The following is a 14,158-nucleotide window of genomic DNA, read 5'->3' as shown; positions in this document are numbered from 1 at the left end:
TTGGCCCCAAAAAGATCTTCGTTAAGCGTGCGTTGAGTCAGGACGGCAGTGGCTCATAAACTGAAACCCCGACATATCGATCGTGTGAGCCACGATCTTTCTCAGCAAGCTTGTCTCGGGTTACGCGCAATGTGAATCCCCCATGCAAGTGCCCCTTGGCGAGAACCATCCAATCGAAAATATCGTCGCCTTCAAATGCAAGCCTCTGGGCGGCCTGATGCCATTTCTGAAGCGCGGGTGGCACCTCGAAAAAAGTACCCGAAAATAGCCGCTCCTCAGCATGATAATGCACGGCGGTAAGCCAAAGGAAAAGAAAGCTGTCTTCGCCAAGACGTTCGGACTCGTCAGGATCGCGAAACCGAAGCTTCGCAGAACACAGGGCGTCTGCATTCCTCTCTATGTGTTCGATAACTATCGGCACACTCGCAAGCGCTCGGTCGTAAGCAGCTAGGGTGGCGGGGTCTGTTTCGAGATAGCCAGGAAGAGTGGCTCATTCCGCGGCTCGTCGCGTTCGATTGAGATTTTTCGCTCATAAAAGACCTCTTGGACTCACCTTTAACGCTCAACGAAACCTCAGCACTCGCGAGGCGGTGTTGCAGCACCAGCCAGAGAGCCCCTCACGCCACCGACCAGCCGCCATCAACCAGTATGTTCGCGCCGGTGATCAGCGACGCTGCCGGCGAGGCCAGGAACACCACGGTGCCCGCGACATCGATCGGATCACCGATGCGGCCGAGCGGGATGTGGCCGAGCACATGCCTATGAAACTCCGGATCGGCGAGCGAGGGCCGCGTTCCGTCGGTCCAGATGAAGGTCGGTGCGACGCTGTTGACAGTGATCTTGTGCTGCGCCCATTCGGCCGCGAGGCAGCGGGTGAGGTGGTTTATCGCCGCCTTGGTCATGCAGTAGATCGCTTCGCCCTTCAGCGCCACCGTGCCGGCCTGCGAACTGATGTTGATGATGCGCCCGGATTTCTGCTCGATCATCAGCCGGCCGACCTCCTGGGTGGTGAAGAACGTCCCCTTGAGGTTGACGTTCACGGTGAGGTCGAAATCCGCTTCGGTCACGTTCTCCGCCAGGTTTTCAGGTCCAAGCCCGACATTGTTAACGAGTACGTCGATGCGGCCGAAGGCGGCGTGGGCGTCGGCGACAGCTTTTCGCACCGTCGCCAGATCGGTGAGGTCCATCTGTACCGCCAGCGCGCGCATGCCCATGCGCTCGATCTCGGCGGTGAGATCCGCGCCGTCGGCAGCACTGCGCACGCCGACGATCACGTCGGCGCCGGAGCCGGCGCAGGCGAGCGCGCAAGCGCGTCCGATGCCGCGCGAGGCGCCAGTGACCAGCACGACCTTGTCAGCCAGATCGAATTTCGGCGTGAACTCGTTCGTCATCTCAACCTCCCCTGAAAACCCTGCGCGAGGCGCGCCGCCCGACAGGGACGGTCTCCTCAGCCCTGAACATCATCGGGGCGGATACACTACCCGCTCGCGATATGAACGCCAGTCACAAGAAATTGCCGACGAGGGCCGGTTTCGTTGGCAAAAGGTTACCTTTCCCTGCTATTCCCCCTCCAAATCAAAAGCAGTGGACTTGCGCATGACCAATGTCGCCCTGACCGGGCTTGCCCGCGATCTCGCCAAGCGCGCCGCGGAAGGCCGTCCGGTGCGCATCGGCGTCATCGGCTCCGGCGAAATGGGCACCGACCTGGTGACGCAAGGCATGCTTATGCCGGGCATTTCGGTTTGCGCCGTTTCGACCCGGCGCCCGCACACGGCACGGGACGCCGTCCGCATCGCCTATGGCGACGAGGCGATGGCACGGGAGGCCGATACGCCGTCGAAGGTCAGCGAGGCGATCGAGAGCGGAAAAATCGCCATCACCTCGAACGAGATGCTGGTCACCAATCCGCTGATCGACGTCGTCATCGACGCCACCGGCAAGCCCGGCGTCGCCGCCGATTTCGACCTGATGGCGATGGAGCACGGCAAGCATCTGGTGATGATGAATGTCGAGGCCGACGTCACCATCGGCTGCTATCTGAAACAGCAGGCCGACCGGCTCGGCGTCGTCTACTCGGTCGGCGCCGGCGACGAGCCGTCGAGCTGCATGGAGCTGATCGAGTTCGCCTCCGCGCTCGGCTACACCATCGTCTCGGCCGGCAAGGGCAAGAACAACCCGCTCAACTATGACGCCGTCCCCGATGACTATCGCGCGGAAGCGCTGCGCCGCAACATGAACCCGCGCATGCTGGTCGAGTTCGTCGACGGCTCGAAGACCATGGTCGAGATGTGCGCCATCGCCAACGCCACCGGGCTGGTGCCTGACATTGCCGGCATGCACGGCCCCAAGGCCAATCGCGATGAATTGGCCAAGGTGCTCATCCCGCGCGCCGATGGCGGCATCCTGTCGAGGAAGGGCGTCGTCGACTATACCATCGGCAAGGGCGTGGCGCCCGGCGTCTTCGTCATCGTCGAGGCGACCCATCCGCGCATCGTCGAGCGCATGGACGACCTGCATATCGGCCACGGGCCCTATTACAGCTTCTTCCGGCCGTATCATCTGACCTCGCTGGAAGTGCCGCTCACCGCCGCGCGTATCGCGCTCTATGGCAAGCCGGATATGGTGCCGCTGCCGAGGCCTGTTGCCGAGGTCTGCGCCGTGGCCAAGCGCGATCTGGCGGCGGGAGAGACATTCGACGCGATCGGCGAGACCTGCTACCGCTCCTGGACCATGACTGTCGAAGAGGCCCGCGCCAACCGCGCCGTGCCGGTCGGCCTGCTCGAAGGCGGTAAGGTGCTGAGACCGGTCAGCAAGGGCGAGCTACTGACATCAGACAATGCCGCACCCGACCCGACCACCAGGCTGTTCGCCTTGCGCCGGCTGCAGGACGAGATGCTGTACGGAGCGGGGTAGTGAGGTGCAGAAATTTGATGCCGGCGAGACAGCGCCCCCCTCTGTCCTGCCGGACATCTCCCCCACTTGGGGGGAGATCGGACGTCACGCCGGCTTTCGCCAATCTCCAACATCGCAGTGGTGAGTGGACCGCCGAAGCTGCCAATCTCCCCACTTGTGGGGGAGATGTCCGGCAGGACAGAGGGGGGCGCGAAGGATCGCTACAGAACGTTTGCTATTGCAACTGATCGTCGACCTTCGCCGCCGACCGGCTTGCAACGCCTCAAGCAGCTACTTCCCCAACTCGATCGACCGCAGCCGCGCTGCTTCCACCGCTTCGGTGAGCAGTTTTGTCAGCCGGTTCTCGCCCATCAGCACGGCAAGTGCGGCGGCCGTTGTGCCGTTGGGGCTGGTCACCTGCTGGCGCAGCACGCCCGGATCTTCGCCGCTTTCGGCGGCGAGCGAGGCGGCGCCATAGACCGTCTGCATGGCCAGCAGCCTGGCGGTTTTGGCCGGCAATCCGGCCTTCTCGGCAGCCACGGTCAGCGCTTCGATGAAATGGAAGATATAGGCAGGTCCAGACCCGGACACCGCCGTCACCGCGTCCATCAGGCTCTCGTCGTCGATATCAGTCACTTCGCCGCTCGCCGAAAGCAGATCGGCAACGAAACGCTTCGTATCGATGGAGACCAGCGGGTTGGAAAACACCACCATCATGCCCTTGCCGATCGCCGACGGCGTGTTGGGCATGCAGCGCACGACCGGCGCGCGATCGCCCAGAATGGCCTCGAAAGTGGCGACCGGCGTTCCGGCGGCGATGCTGACGAAGGTGGTGCGGCCATCATTGAAGCGCTTGTAGGCGGGAGTCGCGTCGCGGATCACTTGCGGCTTCACCGCAATGACGACGAGGGCCGGAACGGCATCCGCTGGAATGCCGCCGGCGTCCGCCGCAGCACTGCAGCCCAGCGCTTCGGCGCGCTTGCGCAAATCGGAATTGGGCTCGACCACGAAGACCGCCGCGGGGGCCAGCTTGCCCGATTTCAACCACCCCGAGAGCATGGCGTAACCCATATTGCCGCAACCGGCGAGAACAAGCTTGATCATCATTGGAGCCTCCGCAGAGCATCGGACCCAAAAGTGGGTACCGGTTTTGGGAAAATCCGATGCTCAAACAAAAAGATGGCTTCCCATAGACGTTCGTCGCGGGGCGGGGAAGCCCTGTTGGGACGGAAGATCAGGACGGACCACGAACCGCCATCGGGCGCAGCGACACTTGTCTGAGGCCGAACATGCCGAACACGAAGAACAGCCAGACCGGATCGGCGCGATGGAAGAAGAAGCTTTCGAGGAAGGCGTTCAGCGCGGCGAACAGCACCACCATCATGAAAAAGTCGCCGAGATAGATGTTTTCCTTGCGCAACGGAATGCGCATGTAATCGCGCAGCGGCGCGATCAGGAATGTGTAGACCGCCACGCAGAGCGCCGGGATGCCCATCAGCACCGTTATGTCGAGATAGCCGTTATGGTCGTGCACGATGGTTCTGATGTCCCAGGCCCGGTCGAAGGGCTGGTCCTGGTTCAACAGCAGCGGCGTGCCCTAGAAGCTCTCGAAGCCATAGCCGGTCCATGGCCGCTTCGCCAGCATCTCGCCGGCGAACTCCCACAACGTCGTGCGTCCGGTGTAGGTCAGGTCGGGGAAATAGATTGCCGCCAGATGCTTCACCGCCGGCAGGAAGACGATGCCCAGCGTGCTGATCGCCGCGGCGATGATCGCCAGCGCAAACAGGATCGGCGTGCCGAGCCGCATGCCGATCAGGCTCCGCAGCACGACGATCAGGATCGAAAACGGCACCAGTCCGGTCGTCGTCTTGGAACCGGTGTGCAGCATGAAGATCATCGCTGCGCAAAAGATTGATGCGCCCCAGAGCCGCCGTCCGCGCCGGTAGAGGTATAGGCCGGCGAAGCTGAAGCAGGCCATAACAGGCCCGGCGATGTTCTTGTGGGTGAACACGCCGCGCCACAGGCCGGCATGTTCCGGCTCCAGCGAATCGGTGGTGTGCAGCGCCTCGTGCGGAAAGACGATGAGCCCGATATAGGACAGGCCCATCACGACGGCGATGGTGAAGATGATGACTTTCGAGAAGGCCTCGGCGTCGCGCGGAAGCGCCAGGATCGTCGCCATCGTCAAAATGCCGATCAGCGTGAAGGAGGCGGCGCGCATGGCCGACGGCGGATCGGTTGCCATCACCACCGACAGCACGAAGAAGCCCAGCATCAGCAGCCAGGACGGGCGCAGGCTGCATCCGCCAAATGCTGTTTTCAGGTTGCCATGCGAGGCGTTGAAGCTTCACCCCAGGTTTCAATCAGCATCCGCATGAACCTCTCGGCGGGCGGCGAGAGCGATGCCCCGCGTCGACGCACGACCCCGATCGTGCGCGAGATTTCGGGATCGCGGATGGGCCTTGTGACCAGGAACGGATGGTCGCCCTGCGGGGTCGCCATGCGCGGCAGGACCGATATCCCGAGACCGGCTTCGACCAGACCGAGTGACGTCGAGAGATGCGTCACTTCATAGGACCAGCGCAGCGCGAGGTTCGACTTCGTCAGCGCGGCATCCAAGAGGATCCGGTTCGCGCTCGACCGATGGACGGTGATGAGATGGTAGGGGACGAGATCCTGCCAGGTCAGGACATCCCTTGATGCTAGCGGATGCTCCTTTCGTGCGGCGAGAACGAAGGGGTCCTCGATCAGACGTTCGAAGGTCAGGTCGGGATCGGACGAACCCATGATGTTGACCCCGAATTCGACCTCCCCGCGCGCGACCGCCTGAAGCCCGTCGGTCGCCGGAAGGTCGAGAATCCGGAAGCGGATGTTGGGGTACTGCGCATCGAACTGCCGGATCACTGAGGGCAGGAAGTAATAAGCCGCCGTCGGCAAGCAGGCGATGGTGACAAGACCGCCTCGCCGCTCCCCCAGCTCGCGGAAGGCGAAGAGCGAACCGTCAAACTCCTCCAGCATCCGGCGCACCAGCGGGACCAGCTCCCCGCCGACGGCGGTGGGCGCCACATGGCGCGTCGTCCGCTCCAAGAGGGGGGCGCCGATGGAGCCTTCGAGTTTCTGTATGCGACGGCTCAGCGCCGGCTGCGAGAGGTTGAGCGACTCCGCTGCCCGATGGAAGCTCGCAAGCTCCACGACGAGTAAAAAGGCGCGGAGGTCCAGGATTTCACAGTTAATGTGCATGACGCATCAAAAGCTCCGATTTTAGCATTTCTCATATTAATCGGATTCGCGTAACAAACAAGATGATTGAACCACAGAGCGCATGAAAGGGAGGATGTCGCACGATGAATGATCTGATCCGCATTCCGTGCGCTCTGATGCGCGGCGGCACGTCCAAGGGGCCCTTCTTCCTCGCCTCCGACCTACCGTCCGATCCGGCACTTCGCGATCAGATCCTGCTCTCGGTCATGGGGTCAGGGCATCCGCTGCAGATCGACGGCATTGGCGGCGGCAATCCGGTCACAAGCAAGGTGGCCATCGTCGGGCCCGCAAGCATCAAGGGCGCGGATGTCGACTATCTTTTCGCACAGGTGCGCGTCGACCAGCAGATCGTCGATACGTCCCCCAACTGCGGCAACATGCTTGCCGCCGTCGGTCCCTTCGCCATCGAGGCGGGGCTTGTGCCGGTGCAGGGTCCTACGACGCTCGTCCGGATTCACAACGTCAACACCGGAAAGCTGATCGAGGCTGAAGTCCCGACGCCCAACGGTAGCGTCTCCTATCTCGGCGACGCGGCGATCGACGGCGTTCCAGGCAGCGCGGCGCCGATTGCGCTTACCTTCATGGATGCAGCAGGCGCCCGCACGGGCCAGCTATTTCCCACAGGCAAGCCGAACGAGGTCATCGACGGCGTCAGCGTCACTTGCATCGACTGCGCCATGCCAATGATACTCCTCGAGGCTGAGGCCATCGGCGTCAGCGGATTCGAGACCGCCGCCGAACTCAACGGAAACAAGGCGCTATTGGAACGGCTCGAGAGCCTGCGCATCGCCGCCGGTGAGCGAATGGGCATGGGTGATGTCAGCAACCAGGTGATACCGAAGCCGGTGCTGATTTCCCGGCCAAGGGCAGACGGCGACATCAGTGTGCGCTATTTCATGCCGCACCAGTGCCATCCTTCGCTTGCCACGACAGGTGCTGTTGGGATTGCGACGGCCTGCATCACCGAAAATACGGTGGCATCCCGCTTGATCGGCACTCGCAAACCACCGGTGGTCCTGTCGATCGAGCATCCGAGCGGCCATCTCGATGTCAAGCTTCAGGACAGGAACGGCAAGATCGTCGCGGGCATCCTGCGCACCGCCCGCCGCCTATTCGAAGGACATGTTTTCGCAAAACCTGTCACGCAGTTCGTCTGCGCGGCATAATGACCGTGGCCGCCGGGAGGGCGCCACATAACTTGGAGGAAAATCATGCGTAAGCTCATGCTCGCCCTTGCGGCAACCGTTGCCTTTGCGGGCTCCGCCCTGGCGGAACCCGTGCGCATCAGCGTCGGTTCCTACAACCTCAACAACCTGCCTTTCCCGGTCGCAGCCGGCCTCGGCCTTTACGAGAAGGAGGGTCTGGAGGTTACCGTAGAGAACTTCGCGTCGGGCGGCTCGAAGACCCTTCAGGCGATCGTGGCTGGCTCGACGGATATCGCCGTTGGCTTTTACGATCACACGATCCAGATGCAGTCGCAGAACAAGGCGGTCGTCGCATTCATCCAGCTCGCCCGCAATTCCGGCCTCGTTCTGGCCGGCGGCAAGGATAGCACCTTCGACCCGTCTAAGCCGGAAACGATCAAAGGCGCGAAAGTCGGCATCACATCGCCTGGTTCCTCGTCCGACTTCTTTGTCCGCTACTATCTGCAGCGGAACGGCCTGTCGGCCGACGACGTGTCGCTGATCGGCGTCGGCTCCGGCTCTGCTGCTGTCGCAGCCCTCGAACAGGGCAAGGTCGACCTGCTCGTCAACTACGACCCGGCGGCCACCTTCATCGAAGCAAAGGGCGTGGGCAAGATCCTGATTGACGCACGTAGCGACGAAGGTGCCAAGGAAATCTACGGTGGCATCTATCCGACATCGGTTCTCTACGCCACCCAGGACTACATCGACGCCAATCCGGAAACGGTCCAGAAGGTCACCAACGCAACGGTAAAAGCGCTCGAATGGATGGACAGCCATTCGGCCGAAGAAATCGTCGAAAAACTGCCAAAGGAATTCATCTCCGGCGACCGCGAGACCTACATCAGGGCCGTCGAAAACGCCAAGGCGATCTTCTCGAAGGATGGCCTCATCAGCGAGGAGAACGTCAAAACCCCACTCGCGGTTCTGAAAAGCTTCAACGAAAAGGTCGCGGCGGCTGAAATCGACCTTTCCAAGACCTACACGAACGACTTCGTTGGCAAGGCGCCGCGCAACGTCGCCAACTGACAAGGAGGAAGTCATGGCACTGGCCGTAGTGAAGTCGGCAACAACGATGATGAGTCCGGACAAACCAAGGCCGATGGTGTCGATCGATTCGGTCACCATGTCCTTTGGCACCTTCATCGCCGTCCAGAATGTCAACTTGACTGTTGCGGATGGCGAGTTTCTGGCCATCGTCGGTCCGACGGGGTGCGGCAAGAGTACCATTCTCAACGCCATCGCCGGACTTCTGAAGCCGGCGAGCGGCACTGTCTCGATCGACGGGGCGCCGGTGCATGGCGTCCAGAACAACATCGGCTACCTTTTCCAGCAGGATGCGCTCCTTCCGTGGAAGACGGCGCTCGAAAATGTCGAGCTCGGGCCGATGTTCAAAGGAACAGGCCCGAACGAAAGGCGCGAACAGTCCATGAAATGGCTCGCCAAGGTGGGCTTGAAGGGCTTCGAGCAACGCTACCCGCACCAGCTTTCGGGCGGCCAGCGCAAGCGTGTTCAGATGGCGCAGGCGCTGATTACCGGCCCGAAGGTGATCCTGATGGACGAGCCCTTCTCGGCGCTCGACATCCACACCCGCCACCTGATGCAGAACGAGCTGCTCGCGCTCTGGCAGGAGGAGCGCCGCGCGGTGGTGATGATCACGCACGATCTCGAGGAAGCCATAGCGCTCGGCGACCGCGTGGTCGTCCTCGCTGCGGGGCCTTGCAGCCACGTGATCGACAGCTTCCCCGTCGATCTCGCCCGGCCGCGCGATGTCTCGGAAATCAAACTCGATCCGCGCTTCATGGATCTTTACCGCAATATCTGGTCGTCCCTGCGCGGCGAAGTGGAGAAAAGCTATGAACGCCATGACTGAACGTATGATCCAGCTGGGACTGCTGGTCGTCATTGTCGGCGGGTGGCAGCTCGGCGTGGAAGCCGGAGTGATCGATGTCTTCTTCTTCCCTGCCCCCTTCGACATCATGAAGCAGATCGTGGCCTGGATCATCGACCCAGGCTTCTACAGGCACGTGTCGATCACGCTCACCGAGACGGTGCTCGGATACGTGATTGGTACCGCCCTCGGCGTGGCGGCCGGCGTCTGGCTAGGGCTTAGCCGTGGCGCCTATCGCATCCTCGACCCGTTCATAAAGGCGCTGAACGCCATCCCCCGCGTGGTGCTCGCTCCTATCTTTGTGCTCTGGCTCGGCCTCGGGCTGTGGTCGAAGGTGGCGCTATCGGTGACGCTGGTGTTCTTCATCACCTTCTTCAACGCCATGCAGGGCGTGCGGGAAGTCAACCCGGTGGTGCTGGCGAACGCGCGGATCCTCGGCGCCAAGCGCTCAAGCCTGCTGACCCACGTCTACTTCCCGGCCGCGGCCAGCTGGATCCTATCGTCGCTGCGCACCTCGGTCGGCTTCGCGGTAGTCGGCGCGATCATCGGCGAATACCTTGGCGCCTCCGCCGGCCTTGGCTATCTGATTGCCCAGGCGGAAGGCAACTTCGATGCGGTCGGCGTCTTCGCCGGCATTACGATCCTCGCGATGTTCGTGCTGATCATCGACCGCATCCTCGACATCGCCGAGGCCCGTCTGATCAAGTGGAGCCCGCATTCGACCGAGAGCCGGGCCACCTGACGGGTGCCGAAGGCCGGTCGGAGATGCCGGCCGGCGACCAAGGTGACGACGGAACTGAGGCTAGCCGGGCGCTTGTTGCCGCGAGCGTCTGAGCCTAACCTGGTCGCTCCATCGACCTCGGCAAATTCGTAAATTGAGTGCCCATCAGGTCAAACGACCGAACCACGCCTCGGTCATTGGGGAGAACGGCTATGCAACTCAACGGCATGCTTTATGGGTCGAGGCTGCTCGGCCACGTCGACTTCCCCGCGTCCGAGGTGCACGGGCCCGACGCTGGCGAAGACGCGATCCAGGACCTGATCGCCCGCCACGGCCTGATCTTCGTCAAGCCGGTCTTCCGCGGCGGCGTCGGCAAGAAGGGCAAGGCGGGACTAATCGGCAAGGCGCGGGACCTCAAGACCGCGCTCGCCGAAAAGGAGCGGCTCTACTTCGCCGAGCACCGCCATGGCAACGCCTTCGCCAAGGCGAACGGCGTGACCTTCGAGGCCGGCATTCCCGCCGAGCACGAGGTCTATTTCGCCATCACCGACGACACGCATTTCCGCGCGCCGACCATGACGCTGACCCACCGCGGCGGCGTGGAAATCGAGGATCTCGATAAATCCGACATCGCCACCGTGCCCTTCGAGGCGCTCACGGGGCTCAAGGCCTTTGTGGTGGCGAACGCGCTGACGGACATTGGCGCGCCGCGGGAGATCATCTCGCCGCTGGTGCAGCACCTGCCGAAGCTCTGGGAGCTGATGCATCACTACGGCATGACGACGCTGGAGTTGAACCCGATCCGCATGCGTCCCGGGCGCGACGGGCGGTTGACGCCGGTGGCCTGCGACTTCAAGTGCGGCTTTGACCGCGACGACCCGCGCGTAGGTCGGCTCGGGCTGCCGGACCAGCTGTTCGCGGCAAACATCTCTGCCTTCGAGCAGGAGGTGAACCAACTGCGCACCCACCAGGGCCAGTCGGACGTCTTCGTGATCAACGAGAGCGGCACCATCCTTGCCCCGACCTTCGGCGGCGGCGCCAACAGCCTCGTCACCGAGGTGCTGGGCGAGGCGGCGATCATCTCGTCGGACTTCGGCGGCAACCCGCCCTACGAGAAGATGAAGGCGGTGGCCTCGATCTGCTACCGGCACTTCCTCGCCCAGACCAACGTGCTCTTCATCATCGGCGGCAAGTCGAACAACACCGACATCCTCGAGACCTTCCGCGGCATGGGCGACGCGCTGCGCGAATATTTCGCCGCGCACGGGCCGACGCCGCTCTACGTCGTCGTAGGACGCGGCGGTCCGAACCTGGTGCGCGGTATGGGCAACCTCGCCGAGACGCTGGAGTCGCTCGGCCTGCCCTACCGCTTCTTCGGCTTCGACAGCGCGATCTCCGAGGTCGTGAACTACGCCAAGCGCGTCGACACGTGGATGCGCGCCGGCGGCCGCGATGAGATCGCCGCTACCCTGGGGCTCAAGGCCGCGGCGGCCTGAGGGAGGACGGACATGTATCACAAGGGCATCGAAGGCTTTCCCTATTTCCTCGGCCTCCGGTCACTGGCCGATATCGCGACCCGCGACGACCGGGTCTGCGTACTCAACATCCTCGGCGGCGAGTCGCGCACGGTCACGCCGACCAGCCACGCCTTCTCCGGCGGCAACGTGGTCTTCGGCACCTCGCCCGGCCGCGGCGGGCAGGTGCTGAAGACGCCCGTGGGCGACATCCCTGTCTATAACAACGTGCGCGAGGGGCTCGACGCCGGCCACCCCTTCGATACCGGCGTCGTCTACCTGCCGCCGTCGGGCGTGCGCGACGGCGTGGCCGAGCTCGTGCGGGTGAACCCGGGCTTGCGCAAGATCGTCATCATCACCGAGAAGATCTCCGTGCACGACGCCCGCGAGATTCGGGCGATGGGTCAGGCGAACGGCATCGACATCATCGGCGGCAACTGCCTCGGCGTCGCCGATTCGTGGAACCGCGTGCGCATCGGCGGCGCGCTCGGCGGCGACAAGCCAGAGGAGTCGCTGCTCAAAGGCTCGGTCGCGATCTTCTCGAACTCCGGCGGCTTCACCACGACGATCGCCCAGTATCTCGCCACTGCGGGCTGGGGCACGACGACGCTCGTCTCCTCCGGCAAGGACGTCTACATCCACTACGCCGCGCCCGACTTCGCCCACGCCTTCGGCAACGACGACCGTTCCAAGGCGGCGGTGCTCTATGCCGAACCCGGCGGCTACTACGAGCAGGGCATCGACTGGACGAAGCCCGTCGTCGCCTGCGTCGTCGGCCGCTGGAAGTCGAAGCTGACCCGTGCCGTCGGGCATGCCGGCGCTATGGCCGGCTCGGGCGACAGCGCCGAGGACAAGGAGCGCTGGTTCATGGAGGCCTTCGGCGTGCCTGGCCTCTTCACGCCCGAGGACCCGGTCGTGACCGCGAAGGGCGCCGTCGTCACCAACATCGCCGACATCCCCGCCGCCCTCACCGCGGTGATGGCGCTCAACGGCGCCGCGCCCGACTTCGCGCCGCGTGGGGACCTCGCGCTGAAGCCCTGGGTCGCCAACGACCAGGGCCTGCGGCTGCCGCCCGAACTCGCCATGCCGGCCGTCACCGCGCCCGAGCCCTACGCCGGCCAGATCGCCGCGCTCGGCGCCCAGGTCGGGTCGGCGGTCGCGCGGCAGAACATGAAGGACAAGTCCGGCGCGTCGGTCATGGACCCGAAAACCCAGGTGACGAGCGTGCACGGCCATTCAGTGCTCGATCTCGCGCTTGAGCCGCTGGAGGCGACCTTCGCCCTGCCGCTCGTGCACGAGATCGCCACCGAGAACGACCGGGCGATGCTCGACGTCGCGGTCGCAGCCGAGGTCAACCTCGTCGGCGACCCGATCCTCGTCGCCGCCGACGCGGCGCGGGAGGCCGGCAATGCTCCGAATGCGGTGATGGCAACCGCCGCCGCCATCGTCGGGCCGAAGCGCGTGGAGCGGGCGCTCGGCTGCACCCGGGCACTGATCGGGCTCTTCGCCCATTCGGGCCTCAGGGACGGGCGCGACGAGGAATTCGACGCCTCCGGGATTGTCTGTGACGATGCCACCCGGGCGCTGTTCCTGGCCACCGAGGCCGAGGCCGCCGACCCGCGTCCAGAGGCGATGCTCGCGGCGATCGCAGCCCGCGGCGGCAGGTCGGCGTTCCTGAAGTTCCTTGGAGGCCTGGGCGGCCGGTTGTCGCGGGACGCAATTCTCGCGGCCATCGCCACGACGATCGCCTGGGGGCCGCTGATGCGCAAGCGCATTTCGCGCCTTACCGCCGAGACACTGCCGTGGTACCTGCGGCTCTATGGCGTCATGGTCGGCGCGACAATCCCCGGCGAGCACCACCGGTCGGGCTCGCTATGGGGCATCCCACGCGACGAGCGCTTTGGGCAATGGACCATGGCCGACCTCTGCTTCCTCGCCATGACTGGAAAGAAGCCCACCCCCGAGGAGGCGCTGCCGCTGCAGATGCTCGTCGGGCTCCTGATTTCGAACGGCCCTGGGTCGATCTCGGCTCAGGGTGCCAAGGGCGCGGTCTCGGCGGACGGGCCACAGACGCCCGCGCGCGTGCAGATCAACAAGGCGATGGTCGGCTTCCTTACCCATACCGGCTACAGCCACGGCGGCAACGGCTTCGAGGGCATGGCCTTCCTGCTCGAGCAATTCAAGGACGCCGGGCTGACCGACCCCTCCGATCCAGCCCACGGCCTCGACCTGAAGGCGATGGCGACGGCGTTCGCGCGCACGTACCGCCGCGAGAAGGCCCAGGCCAAGGAGCTCGGCACTGAGGTCCGCGCGCTCCCCGGCGTCCATCACCCGGTCTTCAAAGGCAAGCCCGTCAACCACGATCCGCGCGAGCGCTTCATCGCGGAATTCATGGCGCGGCAAGGAAAGTACAACGTCTTCCACGCCTTCTACCGCGAACTCGTCCAGGCACTCCACGATCAGGGTGCCTCGCCTTACGTTTTCTGCGTCAACGTTGACGCTGTAATTGCGGCGCTGCTGCTGGCGCTGCTGTGGAAGGACTTCAAGTCCGGCACCCTGACCGAGCGCGACCTGGAGACCGCTGCCTTCACCGTCTTCCTATACGGTCGCATGATCGGCGCGGCCGCCGAGATCGACGACCACCTGAACCGCGGCCGCAACATGGACACCCGCACCCCCCCGCCCGCCTGCGGCT

General features: G+C 63.9%; 11 protein-coding genes and 1 pseudogene. 7 read left to right on the top strand and 5 right to left on the bottom strand.

Features of this window, described 5'->3' with window-relative positions; translation table 11 throughout:
- Positions 1-37 precede the first annotated feature (37 nt).
- Positions 38-421, bottom strand: coding sequence for a DUF2314 domain-containing protein (locus AC0L3N_RS18940; protein WP_473549037.1), 384 nt, complete (start codon positions 419-421; stop codon positions 38-40).
- Positions 422-617: 196 nt separating this feature from the next.
- Positions 618-1,391 carry an SDR family NAD(P)-dependent oxidoreductase gene (locus AC0L3N_RS18935; RefSeq protein ID WP_473549036.1) on the bottom strand — a complete coding sequence of 258 codons (774 nt, stop codon included), beginning with the start codon at positions 1,389-1,391 and terminating at the stop codon, positions 618-620.
- Positions 1,392-1,596: 205 nt separating this feature from the next.
- Here AC0L3N_RS18935 and AC0L3N_RS18930 point away from each other — a divergent pair, with 205 nt between their 5' ends.
- Complete coding sequence (locus AC0L3N_RS18930; RefSeq protein WP_473549034.1) at positions 1,597-2,913, top strand: NAD(P)H-dependent oxidoreductase; 1,317 nt, start codon at positions 1,597-1,599, stop codon at positions 2,911-2,913.
- A gap of 270 nt (positions 2,914-3,183) precedes the next feature.
- Here the strand turns inward: AC0L3N_RS18930 and proC are convergent, their stop codons facing one another.
- The 3 genes and pseudogenes from proC to AC0L3N_RS18915 all read right to left on the bottom strand — a co-directional run bounded on the left by proC (position 3,184) and on the right by AC0L3N_RS18915 (position 6,132).
- Positions 3,184-3,999 (bottom strand): pyrroline-5-carboxylate reductase, encoded by an 816-nt coding sequence (gene proC, locus AC0L3N_RS18925; protein WP_473549033.1) that lies wholly within the window; start codon positions 3,997-3,999, stop codon positions 3,184-3,186.
- Positions 4,000-4,126: 127 nt separating this feature from the next.
- Positions 4,127-5,188 (bottom strand): annotated as a pseudogene (locus AC0L3N_RS18920) (O-antigen ligase family protein); the annotation flags it as partial.
- A gap of 23 nt (positions 5,189-5,211) precedes the next feature.
- A complete protein-coding gene (locus AC0L3N_RS18915; protein ID WP_473549032.1) occupies positions 5,212-6,132 on the bottom strand; it encodes a LysR family transcriptional regulator in 921 nt (306 codons plus the stop codon).
- A 104-nt stretch (positions 6,133-6,236) separates the two neighbouring features.
- On the opposite strand from AC0L3N_RS18915, the gene AC0L3N_RS18910 reads away from it, so the two are divergent.
- From AC0L3N_RS18910 to AC0L3N_RS18885, 6 genes are all read left to right on the top strand, one after another.
- Entirely contained in the window at positions 6,237-7,319 is a 1,083-nt protein-coding gene (locus tag AC0L3N_RS18910) for a 4-oxalomesaconate tautomerase (protein WP_473549031.1), read from the top strand.
- Between the two features lie 45 nt (positions 7,320-7,364).
- A complete protein-coding gene (locus AC0L3N_RS18905) occupies positions 7,365-8,366 on the top strand; it encodes an ABC transporter substrate-binding protein (RefSeq protein WP_473549030.1) in 1,002 nt (333 codons plus the stop codon).
- A gap of 13 nt (positions 8,367-8,379) precedes the next feature.
- Complete coding sequence (locus AC0L3N_RS18900) at positions 8,380-9,210, top strand: ABC transporter ATP-binding protein (RefSeq protein WP_473549028.1); 831 nt, start codon at positions 8,380-8,382, stop codon at positions 9,208-9,210.
- Positions 9,194-9,970 carry an ABC transporter permease gene (locus AC0L3N_RS18895; protein ID WP_473549026.1) on the top strand — a complete coding sequence of 259 codons (777 nt, stop codon included), beginning with the start codon at positions 9,194-9,196 and terminating at the stop codon, positions 9,968-9,970. Before AC0L3N_RS18900 ends, AC0L3N_RS18895 begins: the two co-directional genes overlap by 17 nt.
- A gap of 191 nt (positions 9,971-10,161) precedes the next feature.
- Positions 10,162-11,445 carry an ATP citrate lyase citrate-binding domain-containing protein gene (locus tag AC0L3N_RS18890; protein WP_473549024.1) on the top strand — a complete coding sequence of 428 codons (1,284 nt, stop codon included), beginning with the start codon at positions 10,162-10,164 and terminating at the stop codon, positions 11,443-11,445.
- Between the two features lie 12 nt (positions 11,446-11,457).
- Positions 11,458-14,158 (top strand): CoA-binding protein (locus AC0L3N_RS18885; protein ID WP_473549022.1); only part of this gene is annotated, 2,701 nt, incomplete at its 3' end.

The sequence above is a fragment of the Mesorhizobium sp. WSM4807 genome, from assembly GCF_055811615.1.
Note: the sequence above shows the minus strand (reverse complement) of the source record. Positions and strands in the feature narration are given on the sequence as shown.